Annotated in this window: 14 protein-coding genes; 9 read left to right on the forward strand and 5 right to left on the reverse strand. The window is 48.3% G+C overall.

The genetic code is table 11. From position 1 onward, the window contains the following. Nucleotides 1-20: 20 nt before the first annotated feature. The gene (locus DWX32_RS14060) at nt 21-482 is read right to left on the reverse strand and encodes a hypothetical protein (RefSeq protein ID WP_118660345.1); all 462 of its coding nucleotides are present in this window, start codon (nt 480-482) and stop codon (nt 21-23) included. Nucleotides 483-856: 374 nt separating this feature from the next. Here DWX32_RS14060 and DWX32_RS14065 point away from each other — a divergent pair, with 374 nt between their 5' ends. Then, nucleotides 857-1,360, forward strand: coding sequence for a GNAT family N-acetyltransferase (locus DWX32_RS14065; protein WP_117761329.1), 504 nt, complete (start codon nt 857-859; stop codon nt 1,358-1,360). Between the two features lie 143 nt (nt 1,361-1,503). Here DWX32_RS14065 and DWX32_RS14070 read toward each other — a convergent pair whose 3' ends face one another. From DWX32_RS14070 to nhaC, 3 genes are all read right to left on the reverse strand, one after another. Next, entirely contained in the window at nt 1,504-2,343 is an 840-nt protein-coding gene (locus DWX32_RS14070; protein ID WP_022462626.1) for a TraX family protein, read from the reverse strand. 293 nt (nt 2,344-2,636) lie between these two features. Then, complete coding sequence (locus DWX32_RS14075; RefSeq protein ID WP_117510903.1) at nt 2,637-3,512, reverse strand: MBL fold metallo-hydrolase; 876 nt, start codon at nt 3,510-3,512, stop codon at nt 2,637-2,639. Nucleotides 3,513-3,585: 73 nt separating this feature from the next. Next, nucleotides 3,586-5,001: a Na+/H+ antiporter NhaC gene (gene nhaC / locus DWX32_RS14080; RefSeq protein WP_118660347.1), complete on the reverse strand. Its 1,416-nt coding sequence runs from the start codon at nt 4,999-5,001 to the stop codon at nt 3,586-3,588. 226 nt (nt 5,002-5,227) lie between these two features. Between nhaC and DWX32_RS14085 the strand changes: the two genes are divergently transcribed. From DWX32_RS14085 to DWX32_RS14120, 8 genes are all read left to right on the forward strand, one after another. After that, nucleotides 5,228-6,415, forward strand: coding sequence for a CobW family GTP-binding protein (locus tag DWX32_RS14085; RefSeq protein WP_118660349.1), 1,188 nt, complete (start codon nt 5,228-5,230; stop codon nt 6,413-6,415). Between the two features lie 198 nt (nt 6,416-6,613). Beyond that, nucleotides 6,614-7,573 carry a TIGR03943 family putative permease subunit gene (locus tag DWX32_RS14090; RefSeq protein ID WP_055225753.1) on the forward strand — a complete coding sequence of 320 codons (960 nt, stop codon included), beginning with the start codon at nt 6,614-6,616 and terminating at the stop codon, nt 7,571-7,573. Between the two features lie 220 nt (nt 7,574-7,793). Further along, on the forward strand, nt 7,794-8,378 hold the full coding sequence (pth, locus tag DWX32_RS14095) for an aminoacyl-tRNA hydrolase (RefSeq protein WP_022462621.1): 585 nt from the start codon (nt 7,794-7,796) through the stop codon (nt 8,376-8,378). Between the two features lie 5 nt (nt 8,379-8,383). Continuing rightward, on the forward strand, nt 8,384-11,908 hold the full coding sequence (mfd, locus tag DWX32_RS14100) for a transcription-repair coupling factor (protein WP_118660351.1): 3,525 nt from the start codon (nt 8,384-8,386) through the stop codon (nt 11,906-11,908). A 187-nt stretch (nt 11,909-12,095) separates the two neighbouring features. Beyond that, the gene (locus DWX32_RS14105) at nt 12,096-13,505 is read left to right on the forward strand and encodes a SurA N-terminal domain-containing protein (RefSeq protein ID WP_118660353.1); all 1,410 of its coding nucleotides are present in this window, start codon (nt 12,096-12,098) and stop codon (nt 13,503-13,505) included. Nucleotides 13,506-13,752: 247 nt separating this feature from the next. Beyond that, on the forward strand, nt 13,753-14,040 hold the full coding sequence (locus DWX32_RS14110) for a hypothetical protein (RefSeq protein ID WP_055220917.1): 288 nt from the start codon (nt 13,753-13,755) through the stop codon (nt 14,038-14,040). Between the two features lie 215 nt (nt 14,041-14,255). Then, nucleotides 14,256-15,140 carry a homocysteine S-methyltransferase family protein gene (locus DWX32_RS14115; protein WP_117510893.1) on the forward strand — a complete coding sequence of 295 codons (885 nt, stop codon included), beginning with the start codon at nt 14,256-14,258 and terminating at the stop codon, nt 15,138-15,140. Between the two features lie 311 nt (nt 15,141-15,451). Beyond that, nucleotides 15,452-16,162 (forward strand): HAD family hydrolase, encoded by a 711-nt coding sequence (locus DWX32_RS14120; protein WP_118660355.1) that lies wholly within the window; start codon nt 15,452-15,454, stop codon nt 16,160-16,162. A gap of 114 nt (nt 16,163-16,276) precedes the next feature. Here the strand turns inward: DWX32_RS14120 and DWX32_RS14125 are convergent, their stop codons facing one another. Beyond that, on the reverse strand, nt 16,277-17,638 hold the full coding sequence (locus DWX32_RS14125) for an MATE family efflux transporter (RefSeq protein WP_117805277.1): 1,362 nt from the start codon (nt 17,636-17,638) through the stop codon (nt 16,277-16,279). Nucleotides 17,639-17,911 lie beyond the last annotated feature (273 nt).

Genomic DNA, 17,911 nt, shown 5'->3' on the forward strand with positions numbered 1-17,911 from the left:
GGGAGTCCTTCGAGGCTGAATCAGTTATGCCACTTCGGCAATTCACTTTCTTTCACCGAAACTGATTCAAGATCCATATTCGACCAATATGAGCCGATATCTGAACTTGTGAAGTATTCAAAATTGCCCGTGGAAGATTTCAGCTTTCCATTCTTGACTCCATTGCAGACATAAACCAGTTCGTAGTTTGTCCCATCCGAAAGGTTAAATCGAAAACTGGTCACATCTGCGCCTGTGATTTCCTCGACTTGTTTGTCTGTCAATGATAAGTTTTCAAACATATGATACAAGTCTGTTATATCAGTTTTTGCAACGACCATTTTCTTTTCTGCTGATACCGGTGCTCCCGCATAGTGGTACATTTCGACATTTTCAACATCTCCAACTTCAAAAGGAAAGTCGATATGGACCGTTTCTTTGCTACAGCCGACCAGTACCATCATTAAAATCAGAAAGGATATCAAATTTGTCGCTTTTTTCATATCATTGCACTCCTCGTCATGTTTTTGACAGGTCAAGAGTTCAAAAATCCTCTTGCAAGCGAGCTTGCATTAGCTTTTTGAGCCTGGTATCATGATGATTTGAGTATATCATAGTTTAACCGAATCAAACAAGTCCCCTGCTTCCATTGCGAAAAGTAATAAGCAGTGGGTGGGGACTTGCTTGTATCAGGAGTGGTACAAGCCACTTCTGATAAGCTGCGAAGCAGCTATTCGGTTATGAGCAAGTAGCGAAGCGGATTGCGAATATCCGCTTTGACCCGAATCAAGCAAGTCACCTGCTTCCATTGCGCGAAGCAATAAGCAGGGGGTTGGAACTTACTTGATTCGGTTAAAAAAACAAGGGAGATGAAAAAATGAATGAAATTATAGCTTTACAGAAATATGAAAACGAAGCACAACTTGCAAAAGAGCTGATTCGAGGCTTTTGGCTGGCTCATGGTGATTATGTTATAACCGACGAAGAGGCCGCGGAGAATCTTGCTGCCTGGACAGACAAAGGGCATGTGTTTTATTTTATCTTAAAAGAAGAGATCCCCATTGGATTTGTGCATCTCGGAAGCCGCGGGGCGGAAGTTGACTGGATCGAAGATCTTTTCGTACTTCCGGAATACCAGGGAAACGGATACGGAAGTCATGCGATTGCGCTGGTCGAAGCCGAGATAAAAAAGTATTCTGAATCTGTCTATCTTGAGGTAGCTGCGCGAAATTTTGGAGCGATGAAACTCTATCATAGATTGGGATATCATTGCCTGAACACTGTGACGTTACGCAAAGATTTTCAACCGGAGAATTTTGAAGTGATTCGCAGCGAAGAGCTTTTGGGGTATCCGTTGGAAGTTAAGAAGTATATTAAGTAGAATCTCACGTCGATTTGCGCAGCAAATCCAGACCTCCCCACCGCCCGCCTCAATGTCAGCCCGGAAGTGCGTCTGTGTCGTCTGGGACTGTGCCCCAGGGCACAGTCCCAGGCGGCGCAGGTGCACTTCCGGGTGTCCGTTTTTTAAACAACCGCAACCCCCGCCATCCCCAGTACCGCCGCAATCGCAAACAGCACCAGCAGATGCACCGGATAAAACGCATAAAACGGATACTTCAGATTCAATCCTCGTTTTCCGTTATAAAAATGCACCGGGATCATCGCCAGAAAACAGGTGATTTCATTCAGGCTCAGCAGCGTAAGTACGGCGCAGCCAATTCCAATACAATACATCTTATTGTTACGCAGGTTATACATCAGAACAATCGTCAGAATTCCCATCGCACTGTAATCGGTTTTCAGCAGTGTAGCAACAGTGCATGCCGCTACGATCACCAGCAGTTTTCCAATGGAAACTTTCCAGTTGGCTCCCCGCCAGTTTGTACCGTCCTGATGCGTTTTTTCATCAATCTTCTGCAGGAAAATCATCATCACAAGGCCGATAAACAGAGTGAAAAATACATTCTGATAATTCAGATAAAACGGTTTTCCCGCAAATGCAAGGTCAAACGGAACTTCTGAAACCAGTGCGAAAATACCAAGATTCAGAGCATACTTTTTCACATCATGTGTATGTAGAAATCCCTCAATTAACAGAAAACAGAAAATTGGAAAACTGATTCGTCCGATGGCACGCATAATCATGTCCGCGTAATAAATCACAGCTGTGTTTCCTGTGGAGAGAAATGATGCGCCTCCGTCCGAAGCGTTCACCGCATCCAGAAGACCACGGGAAATCAGGATTCGGTCGAAAAGTACAGCTGCAGTGTGGTCGATCAGCATACAGACCATCGCAATGATTTTCAAGGTACTGCCGGGAATTTTACCGGCGCTTTTTACGGGTTTCGCAGTAGTAGCTGCCATATAAAACATCCTTTCTGGAACGCAAACGAAAGGCAGACTGTGCAAGCCGTCTGCGGATCAGGTTCCTGTAACGACAAACAGCAGAAAATCCTGCTGTTTTGCCAGAGTTGTAATACTATGATTATACGTTCTGAGGAGGTTAATGTCAAAGAAAAAACAGTTTGAAATAACGCAGAGTATGGAAGAATCTGCCAGTCGGGTAAATGAAAATAGAAAGCGTCTCCGGGCTCATCCCAAAACGAACGGGGCAGCGTACCAATTCGTAAACCAGAATTGGTACGCTGCCCCGTATTTTAAAATACATCCAGGTCTTTTCCGTTCACGACATATCCGTCATACCCTGCATCCCGGATTTCATCCAGAATCGCGGCATCGCGCCATGCCATCTCGGCGGCAAGGTTTTTGTGGTTATCCTGTACATTCATATGGTAAATCCGGTGATACGTAACGAGCAGTTTCGGATTTGCCTTTTTTGCAACACCGGCAAGATCCGTGCTTAACGTATGCACTTCCCGGTGGTATTTCTGCCATTTTGGTTCGCGGCAGGAGATTCCGGCGGCGTATTCCACTTCGTGCAGCAGGATATCACAGCCTTTCGATTTTTCTGCCACGAGATCCAGCGGAGCGGTATCGCCGGTGATGACGATTGTGCGGTCCGGTGTGGTGAATTTATAGCCGTAGCATTCCAGTGTTCCGTGGCTGACCGGAAAAGCCTCCACCGTAACCAGGTCATCCCGGTAGACAATGCCGGATTCAATTTCTGTTACCTCAACGCGGTAGCCGGATTCGTTTGCTTTTTCGAAACCGTGAATTCGGAAATCAATGTCGGTTTCATAGGCCTGTAAGATATGATCGGTCATGTGCTGTAAGCCCTTTGGCCCGAAAACTTTCAATGGAACCGGGCGCTCCAGCACCCACGGAGTAAAAATCAGATCCGGGTACCCTGCGGTATGGTCTGTGTGAAGGTGCGTACAGAAGGCAACGGTCAGAAGATCCGGCCGCAGGGCATCCACGCCGTTAAAATAGGCGGCTGAGGCCTGGCGGACAACGCCAGGGCCAAAATCTACCAGATAAGCACGGTCACCGACCACGACAGCGGAGGAAGGTCCGTTGGCATTCGGACACGCATTTGGTGTGCCGGTTCCGAGAAGAACAAGTTTTGTCTGCATTCTTTCTCTTTTCCTTTTCTTTTTTTGTTTCTGTTTCTGTTTATGATTTTCTGTTACGATTTCTGCTTTTGCCTTATTTCTCTTCTTTTGATTCATTGTTTTTGGTTTCCGGAAGATGCTTAATGGAAATTCCGGTAAATCCATAGAAAATACTGAAAACCGGGGTCAGGTAAAGCAGGAATAAGTACGGGAAAAATGCCGACCATGCAACACCAAGTGTGCCGGCCATGTATACGCCGTAGCCATGCCATGGAATCATAGGACCAGCCATAGTTCCGGAGTCTTCGAGGCAGCGGGAAAGAATTTCCGGTGCAACCTTGCGCTCTTGAAAGACAGGTGCCATCAGACGGCCGGTCAGAACGTGTGCCATCGGCTGGGAGCAGCTGATGAGGCTGGTCACGTAACCGACAATCATCGTTGCCAGGATCATACTTCCATCGCTGTTGATTCTCTTTACAATCGCCTGAAGAATGTGATCCAGTACACCGAGTTTTTCCAGCATGCCGCCCATGCCGACAGCAAAGCAGATAATGGCTACGTACTGGAGCATGCTTCCCATGCCGCCGCGGTTTAAGATGGATTGTAATACCGGTTCTTCGATTGTGGTTGTGTAACCGTTGTAAGCTGTGCGGATGATGCCCTGCAGAGTATCGTGCTGCACAAAATAGGAAACAAATCCGGCAGCGAAGCTGGAAAGACCAAGTGCAGAGATTGCATTTACTTTGCAGAGGAGCAATACAATAATCAGGATGGCAGGGATCATGGTAATCCATCCGAGCTGGAATTCACCGTTTAAAGCATCGATGTAAACGGTAATGCTTCCCTCGGTATAGCTTCCGCTGGTCTGCTGGAAACCGAGAATAGTAAAAAGAATTAAGGTAATCACATACGTTGGAAGGGTGGTCCAGAGCATCGAGCGGATATGATCGCCAAGTTTGGCATCTGCAACGGCCGGAGCAAGGTTTGTGGTATCGGAAAGAGGACTTAATTTGTCACCGAACATGGCACCGCAGATGACAGCACCGGCTACCATGCCAGGATGGATACCCATGGCGTTTCCGATCGCCATCATGGCAACACCTGCGCTTCCGGCGGAACCATAGGAAGTACCGGTTACAATACTCAAAATGGAGCAGAACAGCAGCGTCAGAGGCAGCAGCCAGGACGGGTTAATCATTTTTAAGCCCCAGGAAATGATGGTGGCAATGGTGCCACTCTGCAGCCAGGTGCCGATCATGACACCGATGGCCATCAGAAGGCAGAGCGTCGGGACGACCATACGGATGGCATCGTATGCGCCGGCAACAATTTTGGCGTAAGAAATACCGAAAATTTTACAAAACAGATAGATAAAAATCCAGCTTGCAAACAGGCCGATCATAGGACCGCCGGTTTTCAGGCGGATACAGACTGCGACGGATACGATGATCAGCAGCAGCAAAAGCAGTGACTGTGGCAGATTGAGTTTTTTTTCTTTCGTTCCACTCATAAAAAAATCCCCCATTCATAGGTAAAATGATTTGCCCATTCAACGCGTTAAAGTAGAAAAGACATGTAATATATTATAATGGTGAAATGCAGAAAAAGCAAGGGAAATTCTCTTGATTTTTTGTTCTATGGTTGCTATAATAAGCGTGAGTGTGGGGCGGAGGATAAACTTCGGCCCTTTTGCAGATAACTATAAACGGAATCAACAAGATAAAGAGGTTAAATCAATGACAAGAATAGACATTATTTCAGGTTTCCTGGGCGCAGGAAAAACAACCCTGATCAAAAAACTCCTCGGAGACGCACTGAAAGGCCAGCAGGTTGTCCTGATCGAGAACGAATTCGGTGAAATCGGAATCGACGGAGGCTTCTTAAAAGATGCCGGTATCGAAATCCGTGAAATGAACTCCGGCTGCATCTGCTGCTCTCTTGTGGGAGACTTCGGCGCAGCATTAAAAGACGTTATCACCAAATATCACCCGGACCGCATCATCATCGAGCCGTCCGGCGTAGGTAAACTCTCCGACGTCATCAAAGCGGTAGACGGCGTAGAAAAAGAAGCAGGCGTAGCCCTGAATTCCGCAACAACCGTAGTCGACGTTATGAAATGCAAAATGTATCTCAGAAACTTCGGCGAATTCTTCGAGAATCAGGTAAAGAGCGCAGGAACCATCATCCTGAGCCGTACCGATAAAGCCGATACGGAAAAAGTAGAGGCAGCAGTAAAGATGCTCCGCGAACTGAATCTGGAAGCACACATTATTACCACACCGGTTGAAGTACTGGGTGGTAAGAAAGTACTCGATACGATGGAAGGTGCCATCATCAACCTTGCGCAGGTAGAAGAGGAAGAACATCATCACCATCATCATGACCACGACGAGTGCTGTTGCGGCCATGACCACGATGAGGAGCATGAGCACCATCATCACGATCATGATGAGGACGAACATGAACATCATCATCACGACCATGACGGCGAGTGCTGCTGCGGCCACGATCACGACGAGGAGCATGAGCATCATCACCACGACCATGATGACGAGTGCTGCTGCGGCCATGATCACGACCATGAGCATCATCATCACCACGATGACGAGTGCGGATGCGGTCATGATCATCATCACCATCATCACGCAGACGAAGTTTTCACAAGCTGGGGTCAGGAGACTGTGAAGACCTTTACCAAAGAGCAGATCGAAGGCATCTTAAAGAAACTTTCCGAGGATACCGCTTATGGTATGGTTCTTCGTGCCAAAGGTATGGTAGCAGGCGCCGATGGACAGTGGATCTATTTCGATATGGTTCCGGAAGAGTACGAAGTACGTGACGGAGCACCGGAATTCACCGGAAGAATCTGTGTCATCGGTTCCAAATTAGCAGAAGATAAGCTGGCAGAGCTGTTCGGACTGTAAAAATACAAAGTAGCTGCGAAAATTACGGTCCGCAGGGTACCTGTGAACTGTAGTGAAGCTGCCGCATCAGAAACAAAATCCGATGTGGCAGCTTTTTTCTTGATTTAGAGACAAAGCAAAAGGCACGCCCGGAATCTCAGCCGCAAAAGCAAGTGCAGAAAGATTCCGGGAGTACGTCAAAGACAACGGAGGTACAAAATGTACGAAGAAGACGAAGTAGAAATTCCGATTTATCTCATAACAGGATTTCTGGAGAGTGGAAAAACCTCTTTTATCAATTTTACCGTAGCACAGGACTATTTCCAGATCGACGGACCAACCCTTCTGATCACAACCGAAGAAGGTGAAGTAGAGTACGACGAAAAAGAACTGCTCAAACACAACACCGTCCTGGAAATCGTAGAAGGACCAGAGCAGTTTACCCTGGATTACCTGAAAAAACTGAACCGCAAATACCGCCCGGAGCGAATCATTCTCGAATACAACCCGCTCTGGAGCGTAAAAAAACTCGAAGAAATGGAACTGCCGCGCGGTTGGGGCATCGTACAGGAGATCGTGACCGTCGACGCAAGCTGCTTCCAGATCTATATGCAGAACATGAAATCCGTCTTCATGGAGATGGCAAAAAATGCCGATATGGTCATGTTCAACCGCTGCCGTCCGGAAGATCCGCTTCCGGCATTCCGCCGCAGCATCAAAGTAGTCAATCAGGCATGCGACGTTCTGTTTGAGAATGAAGAAGGCGAAATTGACAACATTTTTGAGGATCAGATGCCGTTTGATACCGATGCCGATGTGATCGAGATTGATGACGCCGATTACGGGATCTGGTATGTCGATATGGGCGACAACCCGGAGCGTTACGAGGGCAAGACTGTTCATTTCCGCGGTATGGTATTAAAGAGCAAGGATGTCGGAGCCGATTTCTTTGTTCCGGGTCGTATGGCAATGACCTGCTGTGCAGATGATACTTCTTTTATCGGCTATGTCTGCAAATGCGCAAGCGCCAAATCTCTCGTAATGGGTTCCTGGGTTGACGTGACTGCAACGGTAAAATGGGGCTATATGAAGGTTTACGATGGCGAAGGCCCGGTTCTGTATGCAAAAGAAATCAAACCGGCCAAGAAACCGGAGAGCGAACTGGTATACTTTAACTAAACATTGCCGAAGCATTTCAGCGAATAAAAGAGCAGGAAAAAGGCTGCTCTTTTGTTCGTGTTCTTTCTTTATGACAGATGGAAAAACAATATATCATTTTTCGGTGCGGCGAAGCAGCTATTCGGTTATGCGCAAGTAGCGAAGTGGATGGAGAATATCCGTTTTGACCGTGACGTGAACAAAAACTGCGCCGGAAAATGGTCTGATGACAGGAGAATTTATGTATATTATAGTAGGTCTGGGAAATCCAACGCGCCAGTACGAAGGGACGAAGCACAATGTCGGATTTGATACCATCGATTATCTGATCGATGAATATCAGATCCCTTCCTCCGGTACAGGCCACAAGGCTCTGTTCGGAAAAGGCATGATCGCAGGTCAGAAGGTTATCGTTGCAAAGCCGATGACGTATATGAATCTGAGCGGTGAGTCTGTGCGGGAGCTGGTGAACTATTACAAAGTGGATCCGGAGAGCGAGCTGATCGTGGTTTACGATGATATCAGCCTGGCGCCGGGACAGATCCGTATCCGCAAAAAAGGAAGCGCGGGCGGCCACAATGGCATCAAAAACATCATCGCCAATCTTGGCACCGACCATTTTATGCGTGTGAAGGTCGGCGTCGGTGAGAAACCGAAAAACTGGGATCTGGCGGACTACGTGTTAAGTCCGTTTACGAAAGACGAACGTCCCCTTGTAAATCTGGCGATCGAGCATGCGGCAAAAGCAATCGAGCAGATGCTGAACGGGGATGTGGACGCAGCTATGAATGAGTATAACCGCAAATCTGCAAACCCGGCAGAGTAAGGAAAATGAAAGCGTTATTAGAACCGATCAAAGAAATTGCCCGTTTTGACGAGCTGTTCCGTGATCTGAAAAAAGGAACCGCAGGTGTGACGGTGATCTCGGGCTGTCTGGAAAGCCAGAAAGCCCACATGATTGCAGGTCTCTCCGAGGATGCCCCGGTGCGGCTTCTGATCGCGGAAAATGAATTAAAAGCAAAAGAATTATATGAGGATTACCGGCTGTACGATGCGGAGACGCTGTATTATCCGGCGAAGGACCTGATTTTCTATCAGGCAGACATTCACGGAAATCTGCTGATCCGGCAGCGGCTTCAGGTGATCCAGGCACTTCTTGAGCGGAAGGAAGTTACCATCATCACCAGTGTAGGGGGATGTATGGACTTTCTTCTGCCTCTTGGCGTGTTCGAAAAACATTGCATCCATCTGCGCAATGACAGCGAACTCGATCTGGATAAAATAAGAAAAGAGCTGGTGCGGCTCGGCTATGAGAGTACCTTTCAGGTGGAGTCGACCGGCCAGTTTTCCGTCCGCGGCGGCATTCTCGATATTTATCCGCTGACGGAACAGAACCCGATCCGGATTGAGCTCTGGGGCGATGAGATAGATTCCATCCGAAGCTTCGATGCGGAGAGCCAGCGGTCGATTGAAAACCTCGAGGAAATCACAATCTATCCGGCATCGGAGCTGATTTTAACAGAGAATACGATTGCGCGCGGTGTGAAAGCGATTAAAAAAGAGGCAAAAGCGCAAAGCACAAAGTTCCGCGACAAGATGATGACGGAGGAAGCGGCGCGTATCCGCCATGCGGCAGAGGAAATCTGCGATCAGATCGGCGAGGGCGAAATTCTGCAGGGAGCGGAGCAGTATCTTCATTATTTTTATCCGGAGACCGTCTCGTTTCTTGAGTATCTGCCGGAGAACAGCCGCATTTTCCTCGATGAGCCGAACCGCATCATCGAGTGTGCCGATGCGCTGGAAGCAGAATTTCAGGAGAGCGTGAGCCACCGTCTCGAAAAGGGATACCTCCTGCCGGGACAGGCGAAGCTGATGTGCAGTACGGCGGAGCTTGTGGCAAAACTGAACCGCCGCGGCTGTGTTGCCGTATCGCTGATGGAGCCGCAGAAGGGCGAGTGGAATATCCGTGACGAATTCAGTGTGACGGTGAAATCGGTCAATTCGTATAACAATCAGTTCCCGCTTCTGGTAAAAGATCTGAAATCCTGGAAAAAAGCGGGTTACCGTATTGTACTGGCGAGTCCGTCGCGGACGAGGGCGCAGCATCTGGCAGAGGACCTGCAGAATGAGGAGATTCCGGCCTTCTACAGCGAGAATGAGGAGCGTGTTCTGAAACCGGGCGAGGTCATGCTGATCCACGGCGCGGCCCGCAGAGGCTTTGAATATCCGATGCAGAAATTTGTGCTGATTACAGAGACGGATATTTTTGGAAAAGAGAAGAAGAAAAACCGGAAGAAATCGGAGTATTCCGGTCAGAAAATCCAAAATTTTGCGGATCTTTCGATCGGTGACTATGTCGTGCACGAGAGCCACGGTCTTGGTATTTACCGCGGTATCGAAAAAATTGAGATGGACCGCGTAACGCGTGATTACATGAAAATCGAGTATGCGGGCGGATCGAACCTCTATGTGCTGGCCACCCAGCTTGATACGCTGCAGAAGTATGCGTCCGGCGAAGCTGCAAAGGTGCCGAAGCTGAATAAAATCGGCGGTCAGGAATGGAATAAGACGAAAACACGGGTTCGCCATGCGGTAAAAAATATTGCACAGGATCTCGTGAAGCTGTATGCCGAGCGGCAGGCGTCATCCGGCTATCAGTTCGGAAAGGATACGATCTGGCAGAAGGAATTTGAGGAACTGTTTCCGTTTGAGGAGACGGACGATCAGCTTGCGGCGATCGAGGCGACAAAGGCGGACATGGAGAGCAAAAAGATCATGGACCGCCTGATCTGCGGCGATGTCGGATACGGCAAAACCGAGGTTGCAATCCGTGCAGCGTTCAAGGCAGTACAGGAGAGCAAACAGGTCGTCTACCTCGTTCCGACCACCATTCTGGCACAGCAGCATTACAATACGTTCGTTGAGCGCATGAAGGACTTTCCGGTGCGCGTTGATCTTCTGTGCCGGTTCCGCACGTCGGCAGAGCAGAAAAAAACGCTGGAGGATCTGAAAAAAGGACTCGTGGATATTGTCATTGGAACACACCGCGTTCTTTCAAAGGATGTGAAGTTCAAAGATCTTGGCCTTCTGATTGTCGATGAGGAGCAGCGGTTCGGCGTGACGCATAAAGAAAAAATCAAACAGCTGCAAAAAAATGTGGATGTTCTGACACTGACGGCGACACCGATTCCGCGTACCATGCATATGAGCCTGATTGGCATCCGGGATATGAGTGTGCTCGAGGAAGCACCGCAGGATCGACAGCCGATCCAGACCTTTGTCTGTGAATACAATGAAGAAATGGTCCGCGAGGCGATTAACCGTGAACTGGCGCGGGGCGGGCAGGTTTACTATGTCTATAACCGTGTCCAGTCGATTGCGGATATGGCGAACACGATCCAGAAGCTCGTGCCGGATGCAAATGTAGGCTTTGCGCACGGACAGATGAAAGAGCGTGAGCTGGAAAAGATCATGTACGGCTTTATCAACGGAGAGATCGATGTGCTCGTGTCAACAACGATCATTGAGACAGGACTCGATATTTCGAATGTCAACACGATGATTATCCACGATTCCGACCAGATGGGACTGTCACAGCTCTATCAGCTCCGTGGCCGTGTCGGTAGGTCGAACCGGACGTCGTATGCGTTTCTGATGTACCGCAGAAACAAGATGCTAAAAGAAGTAGCGGAGAAACGTCTCCATGCGATCCGTGAATTTACGGAGATGGGAAGCGGCTTTAAAATTGCGATGCGTGACCTTGAGATCCGCGGTGCCGGAAATCTGCTGGGCGCGGAGCAGTCTGGGCATATGGAATCGGTTGGATACGATCTCTATTGTAAAATGCTCGCAGAGGCGGTTAAAGAGGCGAAGGGCATCGCACCGGCAGAAGCGTTCGAGACAACGATTGATCTGAATGTCAGTGCCTATATTCCGGACAGCTACATCAGCAACGAGTCTCTGAAGCTTGACACCTATAAGCGAATTGCGGCGATTGAAAATAAGGAAGAGTATGAGGACATGACGGAGGAGCTGACCGACCGCTTCGGGGAACCGCCGAAAAATGTACAGAATCTTCTGTCTGTCGCGGAACTGAAAGCACTGGCGCACTGTGCGTATGTGACGGAGCTGAAACAGATGGGCGATTCGGTACGCGTCACCTTACAGCAGCATGCAAAAATCGATGTGGCGCGGATTCCGGAGCTGCTGCAGAAATACCGCGACGAACTGAAATTCCAGATGGAGTCGCTGGCGTTTGTCTACACGCCGCGGCGGAGAAATTCAAAGGAAAAGATCGATCTGCTGGAGAAGAGCCATGCACTGGTGGAAGATCTGCTGCAGATCACGCAGGAGTGAAATGCTCGCATAACCACAAAATCGTGTGAAAAAGGCGTGAACAGGGAAGAAAAAAGTTGCCCTGTATCAACAAAAAGGGTATAATAGGAAAAGCGTTTATAAAAATCGATGCAGGACCGGAAATTCGAACGTGTAAAAAGAAAAACTCTTTTTGAGCATACATTTCGCCCTGCATGAGGAGGAAGTAATGAAAAATTTAAAAGCAAAAGCAGTCTGCGTTATGCTGAGTGCTTCGATGGCAGCGATGGGACTGACCGGCTGCGGTTCCGACAATGTGGACGGAACAAAAACGGCAGTTACTGTAAATGACGAGTCGATTACACTCGGACAGGCAAATTTCATGCTGAGATATCAGCAGGCAACCATGTACAATTATTATTCCAAGATGTACTCTATGTACGGAATGCAGATGCCGTCTGAGATGTACGACAAGGAAGGCGACGATGGAAAGACTACCGGGGAAACGTTCAAGGAGCAGTCTCTTGATACGATCGAAAAAGAGCTTCTGATGCGGCAGCACGCAGAGGAATACGGAATTTCCCTGACAGACGAGGAAAAACAGCAGGCGAAAGAGGCTGCACAGGCATTCGCAGATAAGAACGGTGACGATGTGATGAAAAAGCTGCACGCAACCGTTGAGGACATCCAGGATGCACTGGAGCTGTATGTTATTCAGACCAGAATTTATGATCCGATCATCGCAGATGTAGATACCGAGGTATCCGATGAAGAGGCAAAGCAGACCTCCATCAGCTACATCACGGTATCCACAGCAGGAACCGAGAAGGATGACGATGGAAAAACGATTGATTTGACGGATGAGGAAAAAGCGGCAAAGAAAGAAATCGCACAGAGATTCCTGGATCTCTTAAAAGAGTCTGAGGATCCGGCAACCGCATCGTTTACCGATCTGCGCAAGGAGCTGAACGATCAGTTAAATGCGGAGAATACCGCAGATTCCACCGATTCTGCAGATGGCTCCGATGAGAGCAGCTCTTCTTCCGATGCTTCCGACACAAGCGCATCCGACGCTTCAAGCGCGAGCACATCGAGCAGTTCCGACAGCGATTCCTCCTCTGAGGTTTCTTATCTGACCTCTTCCGAGACATCCTTTGGAACCGGATCGGAGAAAGACGATGACGATACCTGTTCTCTTGGAGATAAAGTAGCGGAAGAAGCAGCAAAGCTGAAGGATGGCGAGTATTATGACGGTGTCATCGAAGGCGACGATGCATATTATGTGATCCGTGTAGATAAAGCATTCGACGAGGACAAAACCGAGTCCAGAAGACAGACTATCATTTCCAACCGCAAATCGGATAAGTACAACGATACATTGGATGGATGGGTAAAGGAGAGCGATATCAAGGTCGCATCCAACTGGAAAAAACTTGAAGTAACGGACGCAGATCTGTATACGATGACAGTTGACAGCGCTTCTACAGATTCCACAGATGGAACCACAACCGACAGTACAACAACGGACAGTACCGCAACGGACAGTACAACGTCTGACAGCACGACATCAGGCAGTACCGAAACGACATCGACAAGCAGCACAGGCACTGCTTCAACGTCTTCAAGCACTGCAGAATAAAAGCATACGATACGGGACAAACGGCAGCCGGATCCGGGAGAGGGATCCGGCTGCTGTTTGTGTCTGAAAATATTTTGGAACAAAAAAAAGAAAATAATAGGGAATTTGTAGAGTAAATTGACAATAGTAAGAAGTTCATTTAAAATGAAATTACAACCAGAGTGTATCTCACAAATTGCGGAAATAATTTTTCAGACACGCTCTAATGTTCAGGCGAAAACGATGTACCAGGAAAGAAGGTGGAGAAATGAAGAAGGCAGTAATTTCCGTACTTGTCGGTACAGCAGTATTGGCTTTCGTTGCGTGTGGAAAAAATGCTGCAACGGAAAACAGTTCCGATTCGGGTGTTTCAACGGTATCGGCATCCTCGCAGGTGGAAAATGGACAGAAAGCAACCCGTGTGAACCAGGGAACAAATTTGTCTCCGGGGTCACCGAAGAATATCCCGTCCGGTGGGGGGAACAGCTCGGGCAGGACACATCATTCGGAGACGCATCATTCGGAGACACATCATTCAGACGCGCATCATGATTGAGAATGTCGTGGTTTGCTGAACATTCGGGAACAGAAACAGACGAAGGGGTATCCAAAACGGATACCTCTTTTTTTACTTGTCGGGAAAACAATACAATGCTATACTGAACATGAATTTGACGCGAAAAGTGCGGCAGGTTCAGAAAAAACAGCCGGGATTTGTCAGTATACGCGGACATGTGCTGCAGGTAACTCGGGCAGAATGGAGAAAAGAAAATGACAAGAGAAGAATTTGAACAGCTTGCCGGAGCAGGTGTCATTTTATTGGATGGCGCAACCGGATCAAATCTGACAAAAGCGGGAATGCCAAAAGGAGTCAGTACAGAGCTTTGGGTTCTGGAGCACCCTGATATTCTGGCAAATTTACAGAAGGCTTACGTGGAGGCGGGAAGCCAGATTGTCTATGCGCCGACCTTTGGTGCAAACAGATTGAAATTAGCGGATTATGGAAGAGAAAACGAGGTGGAGGAGCTGAATGCACGCCTGGTGGACATCTCGAAAAAAGCGCTTGCCGGAACAGGTGCGCTGATCGCGGGAGATTTTTCCACACCAGGAAAAATGCTGCAGCCAAAAGGCGATCTCTCTTATGAAGAGCTGCTGGAATCCTACACAGAGCAGGTAACAGCGGTAGCAAATGCAGGCGTTGATCTTCTGGTAGCGGAGACGATGCTGAGCGTAGACGAAACGTGTGTCTTTATGGATGCTGCACTTTCTGTCTGCGATCTGCCGATTATGTGTTCTCTGACGCTGGAAGCAGACGGTTCTGCCCTGTTCGGCGGAAACGCTGTGGAAGCAGTTGAGACACTGCAGGAAATGGGAGCATCCGCCGTAGGACTGAACTGCTCGGTCGGACCGGATCAGCTTGAGGCAGTCGTAAATTCCATGAAAAAAGTGGCAAGAGTACCGGTTATTGTAAAACCGAATGCCGGCCTGCCGAAAATCACGCCGACCGGTGAGGCAATCTACAGCATGGATGCGCCGACGTTTGCAAGATATATGAACATTCTGGTAGACGCGGGTGCAGGCATTGTCGGCGGCTGCTGCGGAACAACACCGGAGTATATTCGTCTGGTGAAAGAAATGCTGGATGCGAGAAAGTAAATCAAAGATTACAATTCGCAGGAAACTGTGAGATGTAATGAATTCCCCTGTTGCGGACAAAATCTGTACAGGGGAATTTTTTTTGCGTTACCAGAAACTTCGTTGAATTTTCCGATAAAGTAAAAAGCCCTCCGGGCAGGATTCTTTCTTACAGAGAGCAAGACAAAACAGGTTTCAACGATCTGGTCTGATGGACAGCCCGGGTAGAGAAAAAAGATAGGAAGTCTGGAAAAAAGACATGGAATTGTGGAGAAAAGTCTGGTAGAATACGTGTCGTGTGGAAAACTTTCCGTAAGAAAGGATGATGAAGGATGTATCAGAATTATATTTTTGATTTATATGGAACTCTGGTAGATATACATACGAATGAAAAGAAAGCGTATCTCTGGAAAAAAATGAGCCTGTTCTTCGGCATGAAAGGGGCCGCCTATGAGCCGAAAGAACTCCGGATGGCGTATGAGACAAAAATCAAAGAGCAGGAAGCTGCGCTTAAAATGGAATGCCGCGGCAGCCATGTACCGGAAATCGACATTGCGGATGTGTTCCGGCAGCTGTTTGAGGATCAAGCTGTTTCGGTAACGGAAAAAGAAATTGCAGATTTGGCGAAAATGTTCCGTGCGATTTCGATAGAAGAACTGAAACTGTTCCCCGGCGTGCCGGAAATGCTGCAGCGTTTAAAAGACGCAGGAAAGAAGGTTTTTCTGCTGTCCAACGCACAGGCGCTTTTCACCGCGCCGGAAATTTCCTTGCTCGACCTGACAAGATATTTTGACGGAATCCTGCTCTCATCGGATGCCGGTGTGAAAAAGCCGGATCCGGCGTTTTATGAGATGCTGCTGAAGCAGTATCACCTCGATCCGGCAGAATGCCTGATGACAGGAAATGACGACATCGCTGACTGCCACGGTGCAGCCTCTGCCGGAATCGCAAGCTGTTACGTGGCAACGCGCCAGTCACCGAAAATCAATGGTCCGCTGCCGGAAAACTGTGAGAAGATCGCGGCGATTGCAGAGTTGTTCTGATTAAAGAGCATTCAGCAGCACTCCTGAAAAAATAATGCGAAAAAAGGGGCTGTCGCACTACGTTCATTTTCTTAGTGCAACAGTCCCTTTTGCTTATGTCCGGAAAGGAATCCTTCAGTTTTTCCGCATTCCTTTATCCCATCGGAATTTCCGATAGCAGGCATAAATCAGAACACTGCATACCAGCCATCCCGCCGGATAACCAAGTGCAATCGGAATGATGGAATCAAATATATGAGACATCACAAACAGGTAAATCTGGCGGAACACGACGAAGCTTCCGAGCATTACGATCATTGGTGTTCTGGTGTCTCCTGCGCCACGCAGGACGTTAGAATAAACCTGGTTGACGCAGCAGAGAATGTAGAACGGGGAGAGGAGATACAGGAACAGGGTTCCGTAACGAATCACAGCTGCCTCCTGGTTAAACAGATAGACCATTTGCGGAGCGAAAATCAGCAGAGGAATCATCATCACAATGGTTACAAGCTCAGCAAGCAGGAATGCGGTTGTAGCACCCTTCTTTGCACGGTCAATGTAGCTGGCACCGACGTTCTGTCCGGTGAAGGTGGTCGAAGCAAGACCAACACTCATCATCGGCAGCATCATAAACTGGTCGATTTTCATGCAGGCACTCCAGCCTGCCATAACATCCGAGCCGAATACATTGATATAGGACTGCACGAAAACGTTGGAAACGGAAGTCACCATCTGCTGGATCGCTGCCGGCAGTCCGACGCAGACGATGCGGTACAGCAAAGACCAGTCCATGCAGAGCTTTTTCCAACAGATGCGGTATGGGCCGTCTGTTGTGGTCAGCACATACAGCGTCAGAACCGCCGAAAGGCACTGTGCAATAACGGTTGCAAGCGCCACACCCTCGATTCCCATGCCGAAGGAAACGACAAACAAAAGATCGAGCACGGTATTGACAACAGCGGAAAAAATCAGGAAATACAGCGGATGGCGGGAATCGCCGACAGCGCGGAGAACGCCGGAGCCCATGTTGTAGAACATCAGACCGGCAACACCGCCAAAGTAAATTTTAAGATACGTTGCTGACTCGCGGATGACGTCGTTCGGCGTACTCATCATGCGGAGCATGTACGGTGTAATGAAGATGCCGAGAATAGTAAAGACAATAGAGAGAAAAAATGTCATCACCAGTGTCGTGCTGACGGTGCGGCTGACCTTTTCATCCGCCTTTGCGCCATAATACTGAGAGATAATGACACCGGCACCGGTGGAAAGTCCCATGAAAAAGCCGATCAGAGAATTGATGATCGGACCGACGGAGCCGACGGCGGCGAGTGCTTCCTTGCCGACAAAGTTGCCGACAACGATGCTGTCAACGGTGTTGTAAAGCTGCTGGAAGAGATTTCCGGCCATCAGCGGAAGCGAGAAGAGAAGAAGCTGTTTCCAGATAGAGCCCTGGGTCATATCGCGGGCTTTGCTCTTTTGTACTGTTTTCGTCATAGTAGTCCCCTTTTTTACGTTGATTTTACCTTCTTTTTTATTGTAGCACTTTGAAGTTGTGATGGAAATATCCATTTTTGACGCGATTTTCGGACTTTATTGATATAAACAGCCGAAAATAAAAGTGAAAAGAATTGTTTCTGAAAAAATTGTCTGGTATAATAAGGAGCAGATGCGTAAATGCAAAAACAACAGATGCTTCAAAGACCGGTGCAAAAACGGAAAGATCAGGGGGATTTTGCGGTGGTTTTTTGGAAACTGCGCGTCACAGAA

Origin of the sequence: Blautia sp. AF19-13LB, assembly GCF_003479105.1 — a bacterium.
Classification (GTDB): domain Bacteria; phylum Bacillota; class Clostridia; order Lachnospirales; family Lachnospiraceae; genus Fusicatenibacter; species Fusicatenibacter saccharivorans.